Origin of the sequence: Shewanella sp. OMA3-2, assembly GCF_021513195.1 — a bacterium.
Taxonomy (GTDB): Bacteria; Pseudomonadota; Gammaproteobacteria; order Enterobacterales; family Shewanellaceae; genus Shewanella.
In genome coordinates this window covers 87,805-113,956 of record NZ_CP090974.1, presented here as the reverse complement: position 1 = coordinate 113,956, position 26,152 = coordinate 87,805, and the positions used below count along the sequence as shown (strand labels likewise).

General features: G+C 42.9%; 20 protein-coding genes. All 20 read left to right on the top strand.

Annotated features, from left to right (window positions below; all coding sequences use genetic code 11):
- The first annotated feature begins 21 nt into the window (after positions 1-21).
- Positions 22-978, top strand: coding sequence for an ExeA family protein (locus L0B17_RS00505; RefSeq protein ID WP_235086850.1), 957 nt, complete (start codon positions 22-24; stop codon positions 976-978).
- Positions 975-2,324 (top strand): tetratricopeptide repeat protein, encoded by a 1,350-nt coding sequence (locus L0B17_RS00500; protein ID WP_235086848.1) that lies wholly within the window; start codon positions 975-977, stop codon positions 2,322-2,324. The genes L0B17_RS00505 and L0B17_RS00500 overlap by 4 nt, the downstream gene beginning before the upstream one ends.
- Positions 2,321-4,081 carry a GspE/PulE family protein gene (locus L0B17_RS00495; RefSeq protein WP_235086846.1) on the top strand — a complete coding sequence of 587 codons (1,761 nt, stop codon included), beginning with the start codon at positions 2,321-2,323 and terminating at the stop codon, positions 4,079-4,081. Before L0B17_RS00500 ends, L0B17_RS00495 begins: the two co-directional genes overlap by 4 nt.
- Positions 4,082-4,083: 2 nt before the next feature.
- The gene (locus L0B17_RS00490; RefSeq protein ID WP_235086845.1) at positions 4,084-5,298 is read left to right on the top strand and encodes a type II secretion system F family protein; all 1,215 of its coding nucleotides are present in this window, start codon (positions 4,084-4,086) and stop codon (positions 5,296-5,298) included.
- 33 nt (positions 5,299-5,331) lie between these two features.
- Positions 5,332-5,889: a hypothetical protein gene (locus L0B17_RS00485; RefSeq protein WP_235086843.1), complete on the top strand. Its 558-nt coding sequence runs from the start codon at positions 5,332-5,334 to the stop codon at positions 5,887-5,889.
- A gap of 126 nt (positions 5,890-6,015) precedes the next feature.
- Positions 6,016-6,621, top strand: a complete 606-nt coding sequence (locus tag L0B17_RS00480) for a pilin (RefSeq protein WP_268834024.1) — start codon at positions 6,016-6,018, stop codon at positions 6,619-6,621.
- Between the two features lie 91 nt (positions 6,622-6,712).
- Entirely contained in the window at positions 6,713-7,216 is a 504-nt protein-coding gene (locus L0B17_RS00475) for a type II secretion system protein (RefSeq protein WP_235089945.1), read from the top strand.
- 378 nt (positions 7,217-7,594) lie between these two features.
- Entirely contained in the window at positions 7,595-8,080 is a 486-nt protein-coding gene (locus tag L0B17_RS00470; protein ID WP_235086842.1) for a type II secretion system protein, read from the top strand.
- The gene (locus L0B17_RS00465) at positions 8,070-8,654 is read left to right on the top strand and encodes a type II secretion system protein (RefSeq protein WP_235086840.1); all 585 of its coding nucleotides are present in this window, start codon (positions 8,070-8,072) and stop codon (positions 8,652-8,654) included. Before L0B17_RS00470 ends, L0B17_RS00465 begins: the two co-directional genes overlap by 11 nt.
- A complete protein-coding gene (locus L0B17_RS00460) occupies positions 8,654-9,493 on the top strand; it encodes a PilW family protein (RefSeq protein ID WP_235086838.1) in 840 nt (279 codons plus the stop codon). Before L0B17_RS00465 ends, L0B17_RS00460 begins: the two co-directional genes overlap by 1 nt.
- Positions 9,483-9,932 (top strand): MSHA biogenesis protein MshP, encoded by a 450-nt coding sequence (locus tag L0B17_RS00455; protein WP_235086837.1) that lies wholly within the window; start codon positions 9,483-9,485, stop codon positions 9,930-9,932. The genes L0B17_RS00460 and L0B17_RS00455 overlap by 11 nt, the downstream gene beginning before the upstream one ends.
- Before the next feature lie 46 nt (positions 9,933-9,978).
- Positions 9,979-14,505 (top strand): DUF6701 domain-containing protein, encoded by a 4,527-nt coding sequence (locus L0B17_RS00450; protein ID WP_235086835.1) that lies wholly within the window; start codon positions 9,979-9,981, stop codon positions 14,503-14,505.
- Between the two features lie 182 nt (positions 14,506-14,687).
- Entirely contained in the window at positions 14,688-15,737 is a 1,050-nt protein-coding gene (locus L0B17_RS00445) for a rod shape-determining protein (RefSeq protein WP_235086834.1), read from the top strand.
- Positions 15,738-15,818: 81 nt separating this feature from the next.
- Complete coding sequence (mreC, locus tag L0B17_RS00440; RefSeq protein WP_235086832.1) at positions 15,819-16,847, top strand: rod shape-determining protein MreC; 1,029 nt, start codon at positions 15,819-15,821, stop codon at positions 16,845-16,847.
- Positions 16,844-17,335 carry a rod shape-determining protein MreD gene (gene mreD / locus L0B17_RS00435; RefSeq protein ID WP_235086830.1) on the top strand — a complete coding sequence of 164 codons (492 nt, stop codon included), beginning with the start codon at positions 16,844-16,846 and terminating at the stop codon, positions 17,333-17,335. Before mreC ends, mreD begins: the two co-directional genes overlap by 4 nt.
- A 79-nt stretch (positions 17,336-17,414) precedes the next feature.
- Positions 17,415-18,005: a Maf family protein gene (locus L0B17_RS00430; RefSeq protein ID WP_235086828.1), complete on the top strand. Its 591-nt coding sequence runs from the start codon at positions 17,415-17,417 to the stop codon at positions 18,003-18,005.
- A gap of 118 nt (positions 18,006-18,123) precedes the next feature.
- Positions 18,124-19,614: a ribonuclease G gene (gene rng / locus L0B17_RS00425; protein WP_235086825.1), complete on the top strand. Its 1,491-nt coding sequence runs from the start codon at positions 18,124-18,126 to the stop codon at positions 19,612-19,614.
- The gene (locus L0B17_RS00420; protein ID WP_235086824.1) at positions 19,614-23,891 is read left to right on the top strand and encodes a YhdP family protein; all 4,278 of its coding nucleotides are present in this window, start codon (positions 19,614-19,616) and stop codon (positions 23,889-23,891) included. The genes rng and L0B17_RS00420 overlap by 1 nt, the downstream gene beginning before the upstream one ends.
- Entirely contained in the window at positions 23,815-24,648 is an 834-nt protein-coding gene (locus tag L0B17_RS00415) for a carbon-nitrogen hydrolase family protein (RefSeq protein WP_235086822.1), read from the top strand. The genes L0B17_RS00420 and L0B17_RS00415 overlap by 77 nt, the downstream gene beginning before the upstream one ends.
- A 38-nt stretch (positions 24,649-24,686) precedes the next feature.
- Positions 24,687-26,135, top strand: a complete 1,449-nt coding sequence (tldD, locus tag L0B17_RS00410; RefSeq protein WP_235086821.1) for a metalloprotease TldD — start codon at positions 24,687-24,689, stop codon at positions 26,133-26,135.
- The last annotated feature ends 17 nt before the right edge of the window (positions 26,136-26,152 follow it).

The window sequence follows — 26,152 nt, the reverse complement described above, 5'->3', positions numbered from 1 at the left end:
GCTGAAAGGAGGCTAATAGCTATGTATTTGCAACACTTTGGTTTACGACAACTGCCTTTTACATTAACACCAAACACCGGATTCTTTTTCGGCTTAACGCCGCATGTGGAAGCGTTGCAAGTGCTGCAAATGGCATTAGAAACAGGTGAGGGGTTTATTAAGGTCACAGGTGAAGTTGGTACTGGCAAGACCTTAGTTTGTCGCAAGTTATTGAATGAGCTACCTTCGCAGTTTCAATGTGCGTATATTCCTAATCCTTACTTAACCCCCGCTGAGTTACGTTGGGCGGTTGCGGCTGATTTAGGTATTGATGTCACCGACAAACTTGATCAACAGCAATTGACCCGCTTAATTCATGAAAAGCTACTAGCGTTAAATGAGCAAGGTTTTCAAGTTGTGTTAGTGATTGATGAAGCACAAGCTTTACCCGATGAAAGCTTAGAGGCGCTGCGATTATTTACCAACCTTGAAACAGAAAGCCGCAAGTTATTGCAGGTGGTGTTATTTGGTCAGCAAGAGCTTGATGAAAGATTAAATCAAGCTAACTTACGCCAACTGAGACAACGTATTACTTTTAGTTACCACTTACGGTCATTAAATTGGGATGAAGTTCAAGCCTATATGAACCACCGTTTAACTGTAGCGGGTTACCAAGGTCAGACAATTTTTAGCGTAAAAGAATCACAGTTAATTGCCTCTGGTGCACGAGGCATTCCCCGATTGGTGAATATACTTGCCCATAAAGCGTTATTGCTTGCTTATGGCGAAGGCGCTGCAAAAGTCACCTTAGCACATTGTAAAGCGGCAATTAACGATACCGAGGATACCAGTAAGAGCATTGTGGCTTCATCACAATTATTTACCCTTAAACCCGTACTCATCTTTATTGGGTTAGCGTTAAGTGTTTTGGCTGGATTACATTTTAGTTCGATTTCATGTTGCGGTCATTGGCTCGCGCGAATAGGTGAGTGGTTATGAGCGTAATCAATAAAATGCTGCAGGATTTAGAGCAGCGTCAGCAAAGTGAAGCGAGTGCTGATAAAGCGCCCACAAGTCAATTTATTCGCCCTCAAGTCGCGTTTAACAGCCAAGTTGAGCAACCTAAAAAATCACCATTAAGAGTATTGATACTGGTGTTGATGCTTCCAATGACGTGGTTTGGCTATAGTTTGCTTCAGCAAGGTGAGATGCTTGACGATAAGGCAGAATTCGCGCCTGAAATATCGACCAAGAATGCCAATCAGTCAGAACAATCACTTATCTCATCAACGGTATCGCCGGTGGTAAAAGCGGATACTCAGCAAGATGAAGAGATTAACCTAAAGCTGGGTATGTCGGACGAACAATTGACCCCACTGGCGTTATCAGCGGAACAGGGTAATGCTCTCGAGCCTGACTCTATTGCCGCTGAAATACCGCATGAAAAAAATATTGAGTCACAGTCCGCTAAGACTATTATGGTTAAGCAAAATGACTTGCCATCACAAGTCATTCTGTCATCAGAGCCGGTGGCACAGCCAGATATAACCAATGTTGTTGCCAGCTCAGATAATGTGTCCGTTGCAGCGATTACCCCCGAGAATGAAGCCGCGACAGTGGCAAGCTCTACGCAGCCTAACTCGACCGTACAGGTTCAATCACCCCAGTCATCGCAGCCACAATCACCACAGCAAGGGGCCAATAATAGGCCTGCAAGTCAACAAGCTGTGGCAAGTAATATGAAGGTAACGGAAGTCACTCTGACCAAAGCGCAATTAGCTAAGGTGTTATTTCAAAAGGCACAAGTGGCCGAAAAGGAAAAACGTTTGAGCGATGCATCTAGCGGGTATTTGGAAGCGATAATACTCGACCCTAGCTTACACTCGGCGCGTAAACAGTTAGTGGGCATTTATTATGCTCAAAATAATGTTAATACCGCGATTAGATTACTTGAAAGTGGTGTTGGTATGTTTCCGTCCCACTGGGAATTTTATTTAATCAAAGCCAATATTGAAAACGCTTTGCAAGAATATAGCACCGCTTTGCAGTCATTAAGTTATATTGATGATAACAGTGGCTATGTAAAAGATAAGTGGGTATTTCAAGGTGAGGTGGCCCAGAAAGTAGCTCAATATAGTTTGGCTGAATCGGCTTATCGCTCACTGTTAACCCTTGAATCAACGCAGGCAAAATGGTGGATGGGCTTAGCATATGCATTAGATTCTCAGCAGCAATATGCTAAAGCCGCAGAAGCTTATCGGTCTGCATTAAACTATCCAGGGTTATCAAACACTGCGATTGAATTTGTTGAGCAGCGTTTAGCACAACTAGGAGAAAACCAATGAAACCTAAGTTAAAGATGCGTTTAGGTGATCTTTTAGTCCAAGAACACATTATTTCGGAAGCTGAACTTCAACAAGCGTTAGCAGAGCAACGTAGTTCAGGTAAAAAACTCGGCCGTACCTTAATCGATCTAAAAAGTATTAGTGAAAATCAATTACTGAAGTTTTTGTCACAACAATTAAACTTACCTTTTTTAGATATTAGCCGCCTGCCTATTACCCCTGAAGTGGTTAATATTCTTCCAGAAGTGCAGGCTCGTCGACATCGTGCACTGGTTGTAGAAAGCAACAGCGACAGTGTGTTAGTGGCAATGAGTGATCCTGCGGATCTTCAAGCAATTGATAATTTAGAAATTCTTGTCGCACCTAAACAACTCAGAATTGCGGTGGCGCCAGAACAGCAATTATTAGATGCGTTTGATAATTTATATCGCCGTACCGAACAAATTGCTCAAATTGCCGGTAAGTTAGAAGAAGAATATGCCGCTGATGACATGTTCGATTTGGCAAATTTAACCCAAGGTGACAGTGATAATGAAACCACAGTGGTTAAGTTACTGCAGTCAATATTTGAGGATGCAGTGCAAATGCGGGCCTCAGATATTCATATTGAGCCAGGTGAGAAAGTGTTACGTATTCGCCAGCGTGTTGATGGCCAATTACATGAAAATATTTTAAACGAGGTGAATATTGCTTCCGCTTTAGTGTTGCGCTTAAAGTTAATGGCAGGACTCGATATTTCAGAAAAACGTTTACCTCAAGATGGTCGTTTTCACATGGAAATAAAGGGCCATAAGATTGATGTTCGTATGTCGACTATGCCGATTTATCATGGTGAATCAGTGGTAATGCGTCTACTCGATCAAACCGCCGGTTTGCGCACACTCGATGAAACAGGGATGCCGCCACACATTGTCGCCCGCATTCGTAAACAAATTAAACGCCCCCATGGCATGTTGTTGGTCACAGGCCCAACAGGTAGCGGTAAAACCACCACTTTGTACGGTATTCTAAGAGAGCTGAATACTGCCGACCGTAAAATTATTACCGTAGAAGATCCGGTGGAATATCAATTACCCCGCATTAACCAAGTGCAGGTGAACCATAAGATTGGTTTGGATTTCTCTAACGTGCTTCGCACCACCTTACGTCAAGACCCTGACATTATTATGGTGGGCGAAATGCGTGACCAAGAAACCGTTGAAATTGGTTTACGAGGCGCATTAACCGGTCACTTTGTATTATCGACTTTACATACCAATGATGCGGTGACCAGTGCATTACGTTTGCTGGATATGGGCGCGGCCAGTTATTTGGTAGCCAGTGCTTTAAGAGTGATCATTGCCCAGCGTCTTGTGCGCCGAGTGTGCCATAATTGCAGTGTCGATTATCAATTAACCCCAGCCGATACTAGCTGGTTAAAAAGTGTGTCTAAACAAGATTTTTCACAGGCCACCTTTAAAGTGGGAACGGGCTGTCAAACCTGTAACGGTTCAGGTTACCGTGGCCGTATCGGTATTTTTGAAATACTAGAACTGGATGAAAACATGATTGATGCAATGCGAACAGGTAATCCACAGGATTTCGCTCGCGCAGCATTAAAAAGTCCTAATTTTGTTCCTTTGGCAAGATCCGCGATGGAATATTTATTTCAGGGGACTACCACTCTGGAAGAGGTGTCTAAGTTGGTTGAAGATGTCAGTGAATCTTCAATTGCGTTATCACAAGATGTTATCAACCAACCAACAGCTGAGGCGTAATTATGCCCATTTATCATTATCGAGGTAGAAATGCGCAAGGTCAGTCAGTGACGGCGCAACTGGAATCAGCGGATGAAAACTCAGCCGCGGACGCCTTGATGAGCCGTGGTATTATTCCGTTAGAACTTAGAGAAGTAAAACCTCAAAAGACATTCTCCATTAATAGCTTGTTTGGCAGTAAAGTGTCATTAGAAGAGTTACAAATTTTTTCACGGCAAATGTACTCACTTACGCGGTCAGGTATACCTATTTTAAGGGCGATAGCAGGACTGTCAGAAACCACTCATTCAGTGCGAATGAAACAGGCGCTAGACGATATATCATCGCAGTTAACCGCAGGTAGACCTTTGTCGTCGGCGATGAATCAACATCAAGATGTATTCGATTCTTTATTTATTTCTATGGTTCATGTTGGCGAGAATACCGGTAAGTTAGAAGACGCTTTTATTCAATTATCTGGTTATATCGAACGTGAGCAAGAAACACGTCGTCGGATAAAATCAGCTATGCGCTACCCCATGTTTGTGTTAATCGCTATCGGTATCGCCATGGTGATACTCAATATTATGGTTATCCCTAAATTTGCCGATATGTTTTCACGCTTTGGTGCCGAATTGCCCTGGGCCACAAAAATTTTAATGGCAACGTCTAGCCTATTTGTTAATTTTTGGCCGCATATGATAGTTGGTTTAATTGGCATAATAGTGGGTATTCGATATTGGTTGCACAGCGAGAAAGGCGAAAAACAGTGGGATAAATGGAAGTTACATATTCCAGCTGTAGGGTCAATTATTGAACGTTCGACACTGGCGCGTTATTGCCGCAGTTTTTCGATGATGCTAAGTGCTGGCGTGCCAATGACACAAGCACTTAGCTTAGTTGCTGATGCGGTAGATAATGCATATATGCATGATAAAATCGTTGGCATGCGACGAGGAATAGAGTCTGGCGAATCAATGTTAAGAGTCTCGAATCAAAGCCAGTTATTTACACCATTAGTGCTGCAAATGGTTGCTGTTGGTGAAGAGACGGGTCAGATTGACCAGTTGTTAACTGATGCAGCTGATTTTTATGAAGGCGAGGTTGATTACGATTTAAAAAATCTTACCGCTAAATTAGAACCTATATTGATTGGTTTTGTTGCTTGTATCGTATTAATCCTCGCGCTAGGCATTTATCTCCCTATGTGGGATATGCTAAATGTGGTTAAAGGCTAGATAATCAATGACCTCAATAGGTGAGGAACATTTATGCTGAAACAACAAAAAGCCGATGACGATCTGCTTAAAATTTACGGCCGTATAGTGGCAATCAGCATATTTTTATTGGTGTTGGCTATGTTAGGATTTAAGTATTTTAACGCTATACCCACTATCGCTGGCAAAAGCTTAGCCCTTGAGCATACTCGTTTTCTTAATATCACAACCATGATAAAAAGCCAGTGGCTATCAAGTGGTAGACCGAAACAATTACTGCTTAACTGGCAAAGTATGGCACCCAAGGTAGCCGGCAATAATGGTGACATAGGCGCTGCTAAAGCAGAGCGACAAAACGCGACAGATGATTTAGATAATCAGTTTTTTGCTGCAGATAACTGGATTAGTCTGTCAGATAAAGGGTGGCCGATAATTGACAGTTTAGATGTTCAAGGGTGTAAACGTTTGTGGTATCAATTATTAGCGACTCAACTAACCGACATTGAGGTGAGCTATGATGCCGATGATAGAATATGTCGATATACCGCGGGAGATTTCGCTAATATCAGTTATCAATTTACCTCCGGAAGAGTGCTTTTTTTTAAAAAGTAGATACAGAAAGTAAATAAATTTTAGCAAGTTGCAATAAGCTGCTAATATTAGTGGAGATATCGCAATGATAGTGTAATGCTAGCTATGCAGATAAATCGATGCAACAATTGAAAGAGTGTATAACTTATGAAGTTGAATCAAAAAGGCTTTTCATTAATCGAGTTGGTCATTGTTATTGTGATCCTTGGTTTACTTGCCGCAACAGCTATTCCGCGTTTTTTAAACGTGACAGAAGATGCTGAAAATGCCAGTGTTGATGGCGTATCGGGCGGCTTAGCTACCGCGGTTGGTTTTGTTAGGGCGCAGTGGGAAGTTGATGGTCGTCGTAACTCGTCGGTGATTTTAGACGGTACCAGTGTTTCTTTAGATACTCGCTTTGGTTTTCCTACAGGCACAACTAATACTGATGTGGCTTCAATGACTGATGCGACCTGTCAAGAAGTGTTTAACAGTGTATTGCAAAGTGCGCCGCGTAATGTACTGTATACCGCAGATGCCAGAGAGCAACGCTATACGGTTAGAGCATTAGACAATGTCGGCGGTTCGGCCACTGGTATTAATGGTATTAATGTCACTGGTATAGATTTATGTGTTTATCATCAAATAGCGTCCTTGACGGTAAATCAAACCACTGGCATCGCGACTCCGGCACCGGATTTAAGTACTGCTGGCGCAAATGGTGTGACATACAATCCAGGTACAGGACAAGTGTTGTCGTTCACCAACAACTAATTTAAAGTTTGCTGTTAGGTTATATTGAGAAAATAACAGCAAAATAAACATTTATTTATTTTATTTATAGAGGCTTACAATGCAAAAATTGATGCAAAAACAACAAGGTTTTACCCTAATCGAATTAGTCGTGGTGATCATTATTTTAGGTATTTTAGCGGTTACTGCTGCGCCTAAGTTTATTAATTTGCAAGGCGATGCGCGCGTGGCAGCGTTAAATGGATTAAAAGCTTCTTTGCAGGGAGCTAATACATTAATTTATTCAAAATCTGCACTTGCAGGGCAAGAGAAAACTGCAACCCAAACTGTAAGAATTGGTGGAACAGTTGCGGTACCTATAACTGTTACTGCTGATTTCGGTTATTTAACCGCAGGTGTATTAGCAGATTTTCAAAATGTATTAGAAGTTAGTATTGCTGAAGGGGATGATCCAGCTGCGACAGGTCTAACTACTGACTGGATTGTTGATACTACAACAACACCAGCTACATTTAGGCAAGTAGGAGCTCCTTCAACTTGTTTCTTTACATATGGTGCAGCAACAGCGACAACCGCTCCTACGTATACAGCTATACCTGATGCTTCTGCTTGTTAAAGCTAAAAGGTAATGAACTAAAGCCTGCATTTAGCAGGCTTTTTTATTGCTGCTCATTTCATCTGAGATTAATGAAACTAGGACTCACATGGTCGTTTAAGTGAGTTATCCACAATAGGTTCAGTTGTTGCACTATTGACTTTAATATTGATGATTTTCACTCGCTGCTGAGAAAGAGTCACCTATAGATTCCCCTTACTTAACTCCATGTTATATCCACTAATCGAGCTTGCTGACATGAGTAGTTGCTTACTAACGGTTTATCATTAAAGTGGATTTACGTTGCCGATAATAAATAGGCAGACAAGTACTTAAAAAATTTGCCATACTATCAAGTGCTAATGGCTATTTTTTTGCTGAATTTATCGAAAGGGCAATATGGATTTAAACCGTTCAACACTAAGACTAAACGGCTTTAGTTTAGTCGAGCTTGTGACCACTATAATACTGATTGGTATTGTTTCGGTTGTGGTGTTGCCGCGTTTTTTTTCCAGCTCGAGCTTTAGTGCATATACGTTACGCAATGAATTCATTTCAGAACTCCGTCAGGCTCAATTAAGGGCATTAAATAATACCGACCGATGCTATGAGGTTAATGTTACTGCAACGGGTTATCAGTTACGCCATTATAGTGCTCGCGCAGGTAATAGCTGCGCCACCCTTATTCGCACCGAGGCAGTTCAACACTATAGTGGCGGCGCTTCCATCAGTTTAGTCGCATCGGCTAGCCAGTCATTTAACATCACTTTTGATAGTTTAGGCAGAATGTTGTCACCTAACTGCGCTGGCGTGTGTTTTAACATCAATGCCGATGAAATTTTAAAAGTGGCGGTTGAATCTGAGGGTTATATTTATGCTTTATAACTCGAGTCCTTTAAGTCAGTCGTTGCAGTGTTTAGCGCGCTCGCACTCAAAGTCGAAAAATCGGGACTATATCAATAGGTACAGCAAAGGTTTTTCACTGATTGAGCTAGTGGTGGGCATGTTAGTGATAAGCATCGCCATTGTGATGATGACATCGATGTTTTTCCCTCAAGCTGACAGATCCGTTGAGTCACTGCAGCGGATGCGCTCTGCTGAATTAGCCCACTCAGTGATGAATGAGATTTGGGGCAAACGCTATGATCAAAATACCAATCCTAATGGCGGGGTGCCTGCGTGCAATAGTCCTTTAGGGTTAACGTGTTCAGTTACATTAGGACCAGATGGTGAGGCGCGTGACAGTTTTAATGATGTAGATGATTACCAAGGATTAAGCATTACTTCTTTGATGTTTAATTCAAGCCAAACTTACGCTTCTGTTTATCGTAATTTTGGGCTGAGTGTTGAGGTGAAGTATGTTAACCCCACCACTCAAGCTGCTAAGCTTATTTCGGTCAATGTGACTACGCCCGGTGGTGAAGAGATTAAGTACCAAGCTGTTAGGAGTAATTACTAATGCGTACTTTTACTCGGTTTAAATCGGCTAGGCAAGTTGGTTTTACGTTAGTAGAAATGGTGACCGTTATTCTTATTTTAGGGATAATTGTAGTTGGTGTGAGTGGTTTTATCATTTTTGGCACGCGTATTTTTGTTGAATCGAGTGCGGTGGATCAAGTATTAAGCCAAAGTCGTTTTGGGGTTGAGCGCATGACACGAGACATACGCAGTGCACTGCCTAATTCAACCCGTTTACTGACAGCGACAGATGGCCGTTATCAATGTATTGAGTTTGTGCCTATCACTGCTAGCACCTCTTATGTTAATGCCCCTATTGCGCCCGCAGCGACAAGTAACACCCTGAGTGCGATTGTGATAAACCAAACCATACTGGCAGGACAATGGGCAGTTATGTATCCGCTTACCACAAGTGAAATCTATAATCCTATAGGCAGCACTGCAAAACGGTTTTTAATATCGAATGTCGGTACCAGTGGCGATCAAGTTAGCTTAACTTTTGGCAGCTCAATTCGGTTTACCGAGGCCTCACCGCTAAAGCGACTTTATATAACAGCGCAGCCTGTTAGCTATTGTATTGAAAACCAAACTAATGGTACCTCTGACTTAACCCGCTATACCAATTATGGTTATCAAAACAGTCAGCCAGCCCCGACAGCAATGGCAAATAGGGTGATCATGGCGCAAAATATTATTAATAATTTATTAATTGAACCCGCCATAACCTTAACACCGTCAAGTTTAGTGACTAATGCGATTGTGCATATTGAGCCTAGGTTTAGTGTTAATGGTGAGTCGTTTAAATATCAGCATCAGGTGCAGGTGATCAATGTTCCTTAAATTGTCGATAAAATCACATCAGCAAGGCAGCGCATTGGTGATTGGCATTTTTGTGCTGATAGTGATGTTTATGTTGGCGGCAAGCTTGCTGCGCATTGTTGAAGATTCTGATGCCTCTATTTCGATGGAAGTGTGGGGCGCGCGTGCATTAAATAGTGCCAACAGTGGTGCAGATGCTGCTTTAGGGCAACTTTTCCCGCTTAATGGCGTAAGTGCTACATGCACTAATGTTAGCTCAACCTGGACGCCACCCGCTAATGAAGTTGGATTTCATGGTTGTAGTGTCACTATCACCTGCACTAGTGCGACAGTCAGCTCTCTGACTCAGTATCGTATTAGTAGTAAAGCGGTATGTCAGACCGGCGCCTGCGGTGCTAACACCAGTACTGACTGTTTAAGAGTGCAAAGACAAATTGAGGTAGAAGCACGTGGAAATTAAAGGGTTTTGTTATTTTATTATCCGCTCATTCATTGCGCTTGTCCTGATGATGAACCCTGTTTTGGCATTTGATGTGATTGATGAGTCGGTTACTTGGCCTAAAGTGGCTCAAGGCCACCATCAAAACAGTAATAATAGCTGTCATAAAATTGATAACCCCCAATTATCTATGCAATTTGGCTCTCGTATTAATGGCACTTTAGGTGAAAATCTGGCCTATTGTTCTAATAATAGTGGTTCAGGTTTACCGAATAATAGCTGCGATACCGCATCTGGTGGTGATCGTTTTTGTACGGTTACAGGCAGTGATACTCGAGGTTTGAACTTAAACGGTAATAATGCATTTAAAACCAGTAATGGTGCAGGTGGTGGCTTAGGTTCTTGTACCGCAAATCAAAATATTACGTTGGGGAATACTGGCCAAAATCAATTCAGCAGTATTTCGCTTAATTCTGCCTGCACATTAACCATGTCTTCTTCGCAGCAGGAATACCGTTTTCAAACGATTGAAGTTGGCGGTGGTGCAAAATTAATTTTCTCTGCAGGTGACTACTGGATAAATTCCCTCAAATTAAATCAAAATTCAGAAATTGTACTTCAAGGTAATGCTCGTATTTTTATTGGCACCAGTTCGCAGTTAAATGGTGGCAAAATTAATGCTTCATACTCTAATGGATTACAATTAATTGCTTATAATAATTTGAGCTTAACCTCTGGTGCTATCATTGGGGCTAGGGTTTATAGTGATGAAACGCTAACCCTTGATAATAATTCAATTATTAATGGCCGAGTCACATCAAGATACTTAACCATTAATTCTAACGGAAAAATTAATGATGCTGCGCCGACAGTGCCTTTTCATATTCAATATGGTAAAGCAACATCGACTAGCATTAGTTTCACCACGGCCTTTCCTACGGGGGTCACGCCCTTGGTATTTTTAATGCCGACTGTGTCAACCAGTAATAGTAATAATGATGGTCCCGCATCGGTGGGGCTTGGTAGTGTGACTGCACAAGGTTTTACCTGGTCAAAGCAAGAGCCTGAATCACCCAGCAATCAATATATTCCGTCTAATAATATGCCAGAGGTTCATTGGATAGCCGTGACACCTGGTAGTCATGATTTACCCAATGGCACTAAGCTGATAGCCGGTTCTGTTAATTATAATCAAGCATTGTTTGGTTCTAATTCGCCATACACACAGGTCACTTTGCCATCAAGCCAAGATGTATTGTTGAATCAAATTCAAACTCGTAATAATAACTGCTGGCTTACCAGTACATCACAATTTACTTCAACAGGTATTGAGCTTGCGTTAGATGCATCAGAAGTCAGAGATAATAACAATCGATGTCAGCCCGAAGGCTTGAATAATAACCAAGTTAAAAATGAAACCATTGGCTATTTATCACTAAAATCCGGCAGCGGTGCAATGGTGTTAGCTGGTGAAAATACTAATTACCATTTTGGAAAGTCGCAAACCTTTACCGAAAGTGGTGTACAAGACCTGGCGTATCAATGTGGTTTTACTACGCCTCTTACAGGGTTTAGCAATATTCCGGTATTGGTAGCAGGGAAAAACAGCCGTAAGGGTGGTGATGGCGGTTGGTTACGTCGTTGTCAATTGACCAACAGTTTGGTCAGTATGGTCGATGATGAAGACACTTATCGAGATACAGATAGAAGGCATATTTTTGAGAACTATAGCTTTGTAGCCATCGAAAGATTAATTCAAGTGAAACAATGTTTTACCGATGACTTCCAGCGTAGTAGTTTGGGTAATGACTGGGTGGTATCAAATAGTGGTGGTAATTTTACTCCTTCGATTGTGAATAATCGTTTGCGTGTGACTCAAGCTGTCACAAACCAAGCCACCTCTTCAACCTATCAGCGCTTATTTCCTGCGGCAAACAACCTAGTTGAAATTGAGTTTGATCACTATGCCTATGGTGGTAGCGGTGCTGATGGCATCGCCTTTGTGCTATCAGATGCATCGATTACACCTCAAGCAGGTGCTTATGGCGGCCCCTTGGGTTATGGGGCTAGATCGAACGTCAATGGTTTTGCCGGTGGCTGGTTAGGATTTGGCATTGATGAGTTCGGTAATTTTTCAACTGAAGGTGGTCCAAGCGGGCCCGGGCGTCGACGTCAGTCTGTAGCGGTTAGGGGATCGGGCTCCGGTACGGGTGGGTATCCATATTTACGTGGTTCTTGCAGTAATGGCACTACTAACACCACAGGTAATTGTCTTTCGCCTACAGTAGATAATAACAACGTGGATCCTGCCCACCGATATCGCATTACTATTGATTCAAAAGTAGCTGGACAATCTATGGTGAAAGTTGAACGTAATAGTGGAACAGGATTCATTGAGATTATCCCTGCTTTTAATGCCGCAGCTATTAGTACTCAGGCAGCTATTCCTGCTGATTTCTTATTATCTTTAACAGGCTCGACTGGTGGCTCGACTAACAACCATGAAATAGACAATGTGGAAATTTGTGCGCTCAATTCAAGACCCATAGGCGTGGTTATTGATCATTTTGAGTTTACCCACAGTGGTAGCGGGTTAACCTGTGGGCCAGAAACGCTTACCCTTAAAGCTTGTGCTAATGCCGATTGTAGCCAAACAGTACCAGACTATGTCACTGCCACGCTAAGTCCTGCGACAGTGGCAGGCGGCGGAGGCTGGATTGGCGGTAATGTTGTTAGTTTTAGTGGTGGTTCGACTACACTACAATTGAATCGAAATACTGCGGGCACAGTTACGGTAGACGTAACAGGCTCAACACCTGGCGCTAAACCTTTTAGCAAAACCTTATGCCGTATTGCTGGTGGGACTGCATCTGCCGCTAACTGTACACTGAGTTTTGCTGACAGCGGCTTTATCTTTGATGTACCTGATAAGTTAGCCAACAAACCTGTGTCTGACATAGTGGTTAGTGCGGTGAAAAAGAGTGACATCACCAAACAATGTATTCCAAGTTTTGCTAATGTGTCTAAAAATGTCGCGTTTTGGAGTACTTATACTAGCCCCTCCACACCAATTAATGGTCAAAGTGTGTCAGTAAATGGTACCAGTGTGGGTAAAACGAGTGCCACGGCAACCAACATCGCGCTCGCATTTGATGCCTTAGGCAAGGCAAGAATTTCGGTGAATTATCCTGATGCTGGTCAGCTTCAACTCGATGCTAGGTATACCGGCTCGGGTAATGAGCAAGGCTTAATCATGTTAGGTAATGATCCCTTTGTGAGTTTTCCGGTTGGTTTATGTATTACGCCGCAGGATACTGGTGCCCAATGTGTGGCAGGTAACAGCAGTTGTAATGTGTATAAAAAAGCCGGTGAGTCATTTAACTTACTCATTCAGGGGAAAGCATGGCAAATTGATGGCGATACTAATTACTGTGACAATCTCAACACGCCTAATTATGCCCATAGTGGTATTGCATTAGGCCGCAGCATTGTTGCACCAGCAGGTGGTGAGCTCGGTACTGTATCTAATGTGAGTTATGCCCAAGTCGCGCAAGCTACCAATACCAATATTGTGCCACAATCTATTAGTGAAGTGGGTGTGTTTAAGTTCACAGCTAAACCTGAGACTAACTATTTAGGCTCCAGTTTCTATGATATTCCGTTAGCGCAATCGCCAAATATTGGCCGTTTTGTACCAGACAGATTTGTCATCAGTGGTGTGAGTGTATTGCCAGCGTGTGGGGCATTCAGTTATATGGATCAGTCGTTTCCACTGTCGATGAATATTACTGCCTACAATACATTTTCGAGTGTGACTAAAAATTATCAAGCCGCCTTTGCAAAAGGGACGGCACAGTTAGTCGGCGAAAATAATAATGACGGTATTGAACGGTCAAACCGGTTAACTAGCTTACCTGTAAATGCAGCATCATGGGTTGCTGGCATCGCTGCGGTAGACGCAAGTTATCGTGCTAAATTTTCTCGAACAACAGCACCAAATGCCGACGGCCCATTTAGTGCTTTAGATATTGGCGTGAAGGTATTTGATAATGACACTAATATCGCGTTTGTTGCTGATCCTGACATGCGTGCTGATACGGCAGGAAACTGCACAACCCCGTCCAATACTTGCAGTGCCAAACGTATTACTACGCAGGATTTACGCCATGGCAGGGTGATTATGGATAATACCTATGGCCCCGAAAATGAAATATTACGCATGCCAACTTACGCACAATATTGGAACGGGAGTCAGTGGGTTGTTAATGTTGGCGATAGTTGTACCGTGATTAATGGCAGTTTACCAGGGACAGAAATTTACACTCCAACTAAGGTTGCAGGGCAAACGGTGGCAAGAACTAATAATAGTAGCAATATTTCTGTAGGGAAGATGACCTTGTTCTGGCAAAATACTGGGACAAATAATTATCGTGGTCAAGTGAACTCGCCAGTGCAAGTTGATAGTTGGCTACAATGGTATTGGAATTACGACACGAGTTCGGTCAATTTATTGGTTAACCCCCAAGCAAGTGCCTTTTTTGGTCGTTATCGAGGCCATGATAGAATTATTTACTGGGAAGAGATTAGTCAATAAAGACGCTTAATGTGTCGATTTACTGTTTTCACTGGACCATTTAGCCTATTTAAGGGCTCTTTTTAAAAAAATATAGTCAGATTAGCAATTGTTAACCCTCTCGGTCTTGTGGATTGTGGGTGTGATTGATAAAGTTAGCTGATTTTTCTTTCTTCTGACTTCACAGAATACAGGCCTGATACATGTTCAAAAAGCTGCGCGGCATTTTTTCTAACGACCTATCGATCGATTTAGGTACGGCAAACACTCTTATTTATGTTCGCGATGAAGGTATCGTGCTAAACGAACCCTCCGTAGTTGCTATTCGTGGTGAACGAAATGGTAACGGGCCCAAATCAGTGGCAGCAGTCGGAACTGAAGCAAAACAAATGCTTGGCCGAACACCTGGCAATATTCAAGCTATTCGTCCAATGAAAGATGGCGTAATCGCAGATTTTTATGTAACAGAAAAAATGTTACAGCACTTTATTAAACAGGTGCATAACAACAGCTTTTTTCGTCCAAGCCCACGGGTACTCGTTTGTGTACCTGTAGGGGCAACGCAAGTTGAGCGTCGTGCAATACGTGAATCGGCGATGGGCGCAGGTGCTCGCGAGGTTTATTTAATTGAAGAGCCTATGGCTGCCGCAATTGGTGCAGGCTTACCCGTATCAGAAGCAACCGGCTCTATGGTTGTCGATATCGGCGGTGGTACTACTGAAGTGGCGATCATTTCATTAAACGGTGTGGTGTATTCATCATCGGTACGCATTGGCGGCGATAAATTTGATGATGCCATCATTAATTATGTTCGTCGTAATTATGGCTCTTTAATTGGTGAAGCTACCGCTGAACGTATTAAGCACTCTATTGGTACTGCCTACCCAGGTGATGAAGTGCTTGAAATCGAAGTGCGCGGTCGCAACTTGGCTGAAGGCGTACCAAGAAGCTTTACGTTGAACAGCAACGAGATTTTAGAAGCATTGCAAGAGCCATTATCGGGTATTGTCAGTGCGGTTATGGTAGCCCTTGAGCAATCACCACCAGAATTAGCGTCAGATATTTCCGAGCGCGGTATGGTATTAACAGGTGGTGGCGCGTTACTTCGTGATTTAGATCGCTTATTAATGCAAGAAACCGGTATTCCAGTCATGGTAGCTGATGATCCACTAACGTGTGTTGCACGTGGCGGTGGTAAAGCGTTAGAAATGATCGATATGCATGGTGGCGATTTGTTCTCTGAAGAGAGCTAATCATCCCTCATTAAGCGGCGAAGTGTATTAGCTTTTGGCCATTGGCAAGAAGGACTATTTGGCTTTGCCGCCTAATTTTTTATGAAACCAATTTTTGTTCGTGGTATTTCCCATCAATTTCGTCTGACACTGGCCATTATTTTGTCGGTGGTATTATTTGTAGGCAACGATCGCCTTGAGCCTGTGCGCCAATCCCTTTCCTCTTTATTAAGTCCATTACAATATTTAGCCAATGTCCCCGGCATGATGCTTGATTGGTCTGCAGAGGCTCTTGCTACCCGCAATATGCTGGCGGTACAAAATAAAATTTTAATGGATCAACAATTATTGATGTCAGAGCGTTTACAACGTTTTGAACATTTACGCCAAGAAAATGTTCGTTTAAGAGCACTTTTAGGATCGCCAGTACATATGGACTCACGCAAAGTGGTTGCAGAAGTGATGGAAGTTGCTAGCGACCCATTTCGTCAGTTGGTGGTACTTAATCATGGTCAACGAACCGGTGTTTTTGTCGGGCAGCCTGTCGTTGATGCAAAAGGGGTTGTTGGTCAGGTCATCGAGGTTAGTGAGTTAACCAGTCGGGTGCTATTAGTTTCAGATACTAGCCATGGTATCCCAGTGCGTGTAACTCGTAATGATGTACGTGCTATTGCCAATGGTACTGGTGACATTGATGAAATTGAATTACGCCATGTGGCAAAAAGTACCAATATTATTGCAGGTGATTTATTGGTGACTTCTGGGCTCGGTAACCGTTTTCCTGAAGGCTACCCTGTTGCCAGAGTGACGGCAGTGTCACGGGATGATGGCCAGAGTTATTCAGTCATAACTGCTCAACCGTTAGCGGCTTTGGATCGTATCCGTTATGTGTTATTAATCTGGCCTGGTGAAGTTGATGATAAACCTTTTTGGCCTATTTTACAGCCTGATAGTATTAATGATGGTGTCGATGCGGCGATTGATTCAGGGGCTGTCGATCCAGCTTCCGTTAACGGGACGCAGCATATACCTTCAAGCGAAGTGCAGCCTAATCAAGCACAACAAACTCAAACACAATCTACTCCTGTGCAATCAACTCAGGCACAGTCAACCACAGAGGTGAGACAATGAGTGCTCACATACCCAATGGCCGTGTGGTCGTTTGGATTACTTTATTCATTGGCATGATGTTCCAAATTATGCCATTGCCACATGTAGTTGCTGCATGGCGTCCCGATTGGCTGTTGATGGTCATGATATATTGGGCAATGGCATTGCCGTATCGTTATAGTATTTTGACTGCCTGGGTATTAGGGGTATTACTAGATGTATTACTTGGTGCAACTTTAGGGATTCGGGGGTTAGCGTTCGCACTTGTAACTTATGTGGTCGTGCTACATTTTCAACGCTTACGTAATTTTCCCCGCTGGCAACAAACACTGCTTATAGCGGTCTTTATTTGCATCTATCATTTTGTGGTTTATTGGGCTGAGTATGTGCTTGTTGGCAAAACTCCTTTCAAAACAGATATGTTTTTACCCGCATTTTCAAGCGTACTAATTTGGTGGTGGGTATTTTGGATACTCAGAAATGTTCGCCGTAGGTATAAAGTACACTAGTTGGTTCATGTTAACGTAATTGATTTTTTGATACTGTAGCTGTTCATTAGAGCCTGATTTTAAAGAGAGTATAATTCAAATGACTTGGGTTTTAGCTTCTACTTCACCTAGACGAAAACAATTGTTTGCCCAGGCCGGATTTTCAATTGCGGACTTTTCCTTTGAGCAAGTGTCTCCTGATATTGATGAAACCCCACTAGCGAACGAGCCTGCTGCAGATTATGTGGTTCGTCTTGCGCTAGAAAAAGCGCAAGCAGGTTTACTATTAGTGCCAACGTTAACCGATGCCAAGGTGTTAGGATCTGATACGTCTGTGGTACTTGAGGGAAAGATTTTAGGTAAACCGCAAAATGCAGCTGATGCTAAACATATTTTACGACAACTTTCAGGTCATACCCATCAAGTGATGACAGGTGTAGCAATGACCGATGGTACACATGCGTATAGTCGACTTTGTGTTACCGATGTGACTTTTTGCCATATTACCGATGCAGAAATTGATGCTTATATCGCCACTCAAGAGCCAATGGATAAAGCCGGAGCTTACGGCATTCAAGCACTTGGAGGCTGTTTTGTCGAGTCAATTAAAGGCAGTTATTCTGCTGTTGTTGGCTTGCCGTTAGTGGAAACACGACAATTAATGCAGCTAATGGCTCAAGCGTTAATCTAGCTATTAGCGTAATGATTCGCACAGCGATAACACACAAATTATTTTAAATTTTCATGGGATCTCTTATTCATCATTAAATTGAACAAGAGCAAGCATGTGACCTGAATACTGGTGGCTTATGAATATCAAAGCACAGCGTAAGAAAGGATCGGAATTACTGATAAATGTCACACCAACAGAGGCGCGCGTAGCCTTAATTGAACATGGTGTGTTACAAGAAGTGCATATTGAACGCCGCATGAAGCGAGGTTTGGTCGGTAATATCTATAAAGGTAAAATCAGCCGAGTGTTACCCGGCATGCAAGCCGCTTTTGTGGATATTGGCTTAGATAAAGCCGCTTTTTTACATGCCTCAGACATAGTGCCACACACCGAATGTGTTGCCGATGTTGAAAAAGGCAACTTTGTCGTGCGTGATATCGCTGAACTTGTCCGCCAGGGTCAAGATATTATGGTGCAAGTGGTTAAAGATCCACTTGGCACCAAAGGGGCTCGGTTAACCACAGACATCACCTTACCGTCACGTTATTTAGTCTTTATGCCAGGTTCAAGCCATGTGGGTGTATCACAACGGATTGAGCTTGAGGAGGAACGCGCCCGCCTGAAGAATATTACCTTACCCTATGTCGATGAAGATGGCGGTTTTATTATTCGCACCGCGGCTGAAAATATAGGTGAAGACGAACTGGCGCAAGATGCGGCTTTTTTACGTCGAGTGTGGGCCAAAGTCAGTGAGCGCCGTAAGCGCAAAGGTGCGTGTTTACTGTATCAAGACTTAGCCTTGCCAGTGCGCATTATTCGTGACTTTGTCGGCACGGATCTTGACAATATTAAAGTCGATTCTAGACGCACTTTTGCGGAGCTACAGCAATTCGCACAGGAGTTTATGCCTGAAATTGCGCAAAAAATTGAGCTTTATGAAGGTCCAGCGCCTATTTTTGAACTGTACGATGTTGAAAATGAAATTCAGCGGGCTTTAGGGCGTAAGGTTGAGCTTAAATCCGGCGGGTATTTGATTATCGATCAAACTGAAGCCATGACAACCGTCGACATTAATACCGGTGCATTTGTTGGGCATCGCAATCTTGAAGAAACTATCTTCAATACTAATCTTGAAGCCACTCAAGCTATCGCTAAGCAGCTCAGGTTACGGAACTTAGGCGGCATTATCATTATCGATTTTATTGATATGCTGAGTAGTGATCACCAAGCTCGGGTATTAGAAAGTTTAAATGCCGCACTCGCGTTAGACAGAGTAAAAACCAGTGTCAGTGGTTTTTCAGGGCTTGGCCTGGTGGAAATGACCCGTAAACGCACCCGCGAGAGCTTAGAGCATGTGGTGTGTGGGGAGTGCCCTGCGTGTTTAGGCACAGGGTCAATGAAAACCGTAGAAACCGTCTCCTATGAAATTTTCAGAGAAATCATTCGTCTCAATCGAGCATACAAGGCAGATGAGTTTTTATTGTATTGTTCACCAGCGGTATATATGAGCTTCAGTGGTGATGAAAGTCATTTATTAGCTGAGCTTGAAGTGTATATCGGTAAACGTATTCGCCTGCAAAATGAACCTTTGTACACCCAGAATAAATATGATGTGGTGATGATGTAGTGTGGTTAGCACGTTTAACAACGATTGGACGCACCAGCTTACAAGTATTAGCCATTTTGTTAGTACTTTTTGCGCTGGGTGTCAGTCTTATCCGTGGCTTATTGCCCCATATTCCAGAGGTGCGCCAAGAAATACTGGTTTACGTGGAAAAAAACTATGGTGTAACGCTACAGATGGAGGAATTGTCAGCAAAATGGCAAGCCTATGGTCCAGCGTTAACTGTCACTAATTTGGTGTTACCACCGCAAGCTAATCTGCCGATGACCTTAGTCAGTGAACAGGTCAATATCAAACTCGATTTTTGGCAATCATTACTGACATTAGCGCCACAAATAGAAACAGTTAGCTTTGATAAAGTCCGTATCGCAATCGATGTCGATAATTTATCCAATCAAGCCACCTCATCCACACCTGTAACCAATATGGATTGGTTGTATGCTTTTTTACTCGAACAATTAGGTCACTTTTCTGTTAATGATGTTTCGGTACAACTGAACAGTTCTTTACATCAATTTCGGCCTATTTTTATTGAAAACCTCGTTTGGCTTAATCAAGGCGACGAGCACTGGGGCGAAGGGAGTTTATTTGTTGATGATCAAGCATCTGATAAAGAGTCGCTATCATTACAAATTGCATTACAAGGTAATGGCTATAAGCCAGAATCGATAAAGGGTGATATTTATATTGCCGCCGCCGCACTCGATATCGGAGAGTGGGCATCAAGACATATCAATCCATCAAGCGATTTAGATAATATCAGTTTTCAGGGCGTAGTTAATTTTGAAGCTTGGTTCAGTTTTGCCCAGCGTAATATTCAAGATGGCCAGCTAATATTTAAACCAAGTTGGCTAGAGTGGGATGATAAACGCCCTAACACTCCAGTATCCTCAGGCATCAGTATCGATGTAGCATCGAATACACAACCTGATAAAGCGTCTGATATAACGCAGAATGCAGTTGCAGCCCCCAGTACACAACGCTTTGATATTAAAGACGGTTTACTCACCTGGCTAAATACCCCTCAAGGATGGCAGGTTCAAAGTCATCAGTTAGTGATAGAGTCAAATCAACAAACTTGGCCTGAGTTGAGCTTATCGCTGGCGTATCACAATGCGCAATTATTTGGTCAACTGAATAAAATTAACTTAAATAATCTTGCCCCGTTACTACCGTTGATCCCCAGCGTAGGCCATGACGATGTGTTGCTGTGGCGTGATACTAATGTGCAGGGCGATATAGGCCCTATTAAGCTTTATAAAGCCAAAGATAAACCTTGGGTGGCATCAGCCAGCCTAAGTCAGCTAGCATGGCAACCGTTTGAGCAGGTGCCAGGGTTAAGTCCTATTGATTTACATTTGTCTTGGGCAAATAATACCCTCAAGGCTGAGTTGCCCGAGCAAGACTACAAAATTGATTTCGCAGGTGGTTTTAATCAGCCTTTACAGTTAACAGGTCAGGCGTTATCGGTTAGTTTTAACTTAAGTGATATGCGCTTAACTGCACCCAATATTACATTTTATAATGATGATATTCGTTTACAGGCAGCGCTTAACCTTCATTTTGCCGATAATCCTTATATGGCATTAGCGGCTAATCTTGATATTACCGATGTGACTAAAGCCAGTTATTACTTTCCTTTAATGGCGATGTCACCCAATCTGGTCGAGTATTTGAAAAGTGGGTTACAGGCAGGGCATATTGAACAGGCGAATGTGCTGTGGCGAGGCGCGTTTAATCGGTATCCCTATGTGGATTTTGACGGGGTATTTCAAGCTGAATTCAATATTAACCAAGCAGAGTTTAAGTTTCAGCCCGATTGGCCTGCGGTAAAGCAATTAGATTTAAATGCTTTTTTTGAAAATAAGCTAATGGACCTCACGATTAACTCAGGTCAATTAGGTCAAGTCGCTGTTGATGGCGCTAAAGTGTGGATCCCTGAACTCGGCGCTAAGTCTTTGTTGCGGGTCGAAGCTGATTTACTGATGGACGCACAAGCGGCAGTGCAAGTTATTAATGCCTCACCCCTAAAATCCAGTGTAGGTTCCACTCTTGCGGTCGTACAAGTAAAGCAAGATCTTAATACTTTGTTGGATTTGTCGATCCCGTTATTTAAAGGTGAAAAACCGTTAATTAAAGGCGCTGTTTATTTCGATAATAATCCGGTGTTTATTAGCCACCCTGGCGTTAACTTAACCCAAGTTAACGGTGATTTAAGTTTTGAAAATAACTTAGTCACAGGAAAAAACTTACAAGCTAAGCTGTTTGGTCAGCCGCTGCAATTTAGCTTTGCCACTAAAGAAAAAGGCCGTCAGTTAGCGTTAGACGTCGACTTTAGCGGGCATGTGGATATTGCCTCTTTACCTGCATCTTTTAATCATCCACTGAGTGACTATTACCAAGGTGATTTTGATTGGGCTGGCCAGTTAAGGATGATGTTTGGTGATCAAGGTTATAGTTTGCGAGCCCAAGCAGAAACAGACCTTCAAGGGGTCAGTTTTTCGTTACCCGCTCCCTTTGCTAAAACAGTTGAACAGCCGCAAAAACTGTCGACGAACATAGCGGGTGATAACAAACAAATTACCGTGAATGTTAAGCTGGGTAACCAAGCGGAGTTTTGGGGGGGCTTAGGTAATAAAGACGGTAGCGCATTGCCGTTTTATGACTTAATGTTAGGCCGAAACTTTAAGTTTGGTGACAAATTGAGCCAGCAAGATGGCACAATTCATATTGACATTAAGCAAGCCAATTTTAGCGAGTGGTTGCCAATTATTAGCGGGTTTACTGCATCTGACGCCGATGCTGCAGTAAACGCTAATGCTAATGCGAGTTCTGCCCCAAATTTAAACCCAAGTCGCCCATTGGTAGTATCACCGTCTACTTTTCCCACTTTGAAACAAATTAATGCCAGTATTAGTCAGTTCAATTTGTTGGCACAAAATTTTGAACAGCTAAAAGTGATAGCCAATCCGGTAGATGAAGTATGGCGATTTAATGTCACCTCTACCCAGTTTGATGGCCGAGTCGATTTTTATAAAAACTGGCGTGAGCAAGGGCTGAAAATTGTAGCAGATAAACTGCATTTATCACCCGCAGTAAAAGACAGCCAAGATGCACAATATAGCCCCGACACTTTACTTGATAGTTTGCCACCGCTGGCTGTTGATGTTGACGACTTTAAAGTGTTTGATATGCAATTAGGTCATCTGCAAATGCAAGCCAACCCTTATGATCAAGGCTATCGCTTTCAAACTGTGTCATTAACGCATCCTGTGTCTAATGTTAGTTTACAGGCGAAAGGCGCGTGGACAAAAAATAGCATAGGCACTATGACCCAATTTGATGTTAAATTAAATGCCGATAAATTTGATGATTTATCGACTATGTTAGGCATTAATCCGGGTTTACAAGATGCACCTTTAGGATTGGTGGGTGATTTTTCATGGCAAGGTGCACCTTATAACTTTTCGCTTGAAACCCTAAATGGCAAGATTAAATTTGATATGGGTAAAGGGCATTTATCTGAAATAAGTGACAAAGGAGCGAGAATATTTTCATTGTTCAGCCTAGATTCTATTTTACGCAAACTGTCATTTGATTTCTCAGATGTGTTTGGCTCAGGTTTATATTTTAATAGTTTTACCGGTAATTTAGACATTAAAGATGGCGTGGTTCAAACCACCGACACTGAAATGGATGCTGTGGCAGGTAACATGAAAGTGCGCGGCTACACAGACTTAACCACTCAAAGTCTAAATTACGACATCCGCTTTATGCCTCAGTTGGCATCCAGTGTACCAACCGTGGTATTTTTAAGTACCAGTGCATGGACATTAGGGATTGGCGCTTTCGCCCTGACCAAAGTATTAGAGCCTGTCATTGAGATTATTTCTGAAATTCGATTTCGCTTAAACGGCACTATGGATAACCCTGAGTTACAAGAGCTAGAGCGCAAAAGCAAAGAGATTGTTATTCCAGAATCGATATTACGTGAAAAGGGTATTTTTCCGAGTGCTAAAGATGCTGCTCCCAATGATAAAGCGGCACAGAAACCGTCATCAACGGATAAAGCGAATATTACCGTGCCTCAAGCGCCAGCCACCAAAGACGCTGACACTAAATTAGAAAGCGATACCGGCGATAAATCATTAACCGCCCCTGGTGTTAATGTCAGTAATCTGCGATATTTGAAAAGGGACAGTTATGCAAATCAGTTTGTTACAGTGTCAAAGCAGTCGAGACGTTCAAGCCAATCTGGCTTTTATCAACGCGCAGCTTAATTTATTACCTCGACAGCCTTCACAACCGCAGCTGGTAGTGTTACCTGAATGCAGTTTGTTGTTTGGCGGTCATGAGTCGCAACAATTACAATATGCGGGCACTGATGACAACGGAGAGCTTAAGCAAGCATTAGCCGATTTAGCTAAAAAGCATCAGGTTTATATGGTCGCCGGAACCATTCCAATGCGCGCAGATGATCATAGAGTTTATAGTCGCAGTTACTTGTTCAGTGACAGTGGTGAGACTCTAGGATCATACGATAAGCTGCATTTATTTGATGTAGATGTTGCCGATGGTACTAAGACTTACCGCGAAAGTGATACCTTTCATCCGGGATCTCGTATAACGGTTGTCGACACTCCCTTTGGTAAAGTTGGCTTAGCCATTTGTTATGATATTCGTTTTGCCGATGTGTTTCGCGCGCTGCGCTTAGCTGGAGCCGATATCATTGCATTACCTTCAGCCTTTACTAAAGTGACTGGAGAGGCGCATTGGCAAGTATTGTTACAGGCTAGGGCGATAGAAACTCAATGTTATCTGCTGGGTGCAGGGCAGTGGGGCCAACATAACCAAGGTAGCCGTGAAACCTGGGGCCACAGCATGATTGTTGACCCTTGGGGTAAAATCATTGCCGAACTGCCAGAAGGTTTAGGTTGGGTGCAAGCCGAGATAGATTTAAAACAAATAACAGAAATTCGCCAACAAATGCCTGTGTTAGGGCATAATCGTTTTATTGCTCCCGCGCTGGCTAAATAGAAGCTGCGGGTTGATTAGATTGAATAAAGAGAATATGAATGCCTTTTTTATCGCAAGTTGAGCAAAGCTTATTTCAAGGTGAACTGACAATAGATGGCCTGCAAGATTATTTAGCCATTATTCACCAACATCAAATTGACTTCTCTGATCTGTATTTTCAAGGCAGTCGCCATGAGTCATGGGTACTAGAAGATGGCATTATTAAAGAAGGCAGTTTTCATATCGAGCGCGGCGTAGGTGTGCGTGCCATTACCGGTGAAAAAACTGGTTTTGCCTATGCTGATGAAATTAGCCTGGCTGCGTTAGATGCGGCGGCAAGAGCAGCCCGCGGCATTGCGATTGCCGGTGAACAGCATAAAGTCAAAGCCTTTAGTCGCACTAAAACCATTCAACTGTACGATAGTGCAGACCCTATCGCAGCGATGGATGAAGTTAAAAAAATTGAATTATTAAAGCAAGCGGATGCATATATTCGTAGCTTAGATAGCCGAGTTATTCAAGCCGTAGTCAGTTTATCTGGGGTGCATGAAGAAATTTTAGTTGCAGCCAGTGATGGCACTTTAGCGGCTGATGTGCGTCCATTAGTGCGTTTTAACTGCAGTGTTATTTTAGAAGAAAACGGCAAACGTGAGCGCGGCAGTGCCGGCGGCGGTGGTCGACACGATTACAGCGTATTTTTAACCACAGACGATGCTGGGTTGCCACACAGCTTTGAATTCGCCCGTGAAGCGGTACGCCAGGCACAGGTGAATATTAATGCCGTTGATGCCCCCGCAGGTGAAATGACCGTGGTACTTGGCAATGGTTGGCCTGGAGTATTGCTACATGAAGCAATAGGCCACGGTTTAGAGGGTGACTTTAACCGTAAAGGCAGCAGTGCTTTTAGTGGCAAAATAGGTCAGTCAGTTGCATCAAGTTTAGTGACCGTTGTTGATGATGGCACCATAAAAAATCGTCGTGGTTCATTAAGTATTGATGATGAAGGTGTGCCAACGCAAAAAACCACCTTGATTGAAAATGGTATCTTAAAAGGCTATATGCAAGACAAGCTGAATGCTCGATTAATGGGTGAAAAGTCTACCGGCAACGGTCGACGTGAATCCTATGCACACTTGCCTATGCCGCGTATGACCAATACCTATATGGAAGCGGGTCAATCTAATCCAGCAGACATCATCAAATCAGTTAAAAAAGGCATTTATGCGCCTAACTTTGGCGGCGGTCAGGTGGATATTACCTCTGGTAAATTTGTGTTCTCGGCTTCTGAAGCCTATTTAATTGAAAATGGTGAAGTGACCAAAGCAATTAAAGGTGCCACCTTAATTGGTAATGGTCCTGAAGCCATGAGCCAGATATCTATGGTGGGTAATGATCTTGCGTTAGATAAAGGTGTTGGCGTGTGTGGTAAAGACGGCCAAAGCGTGCCTGTGGGCGTAGGTCAGCCGACATTAAAGTTAGATAAACTCACCGTTGGTGGTACCGCTTAGTTAATCTTTATTAGCCA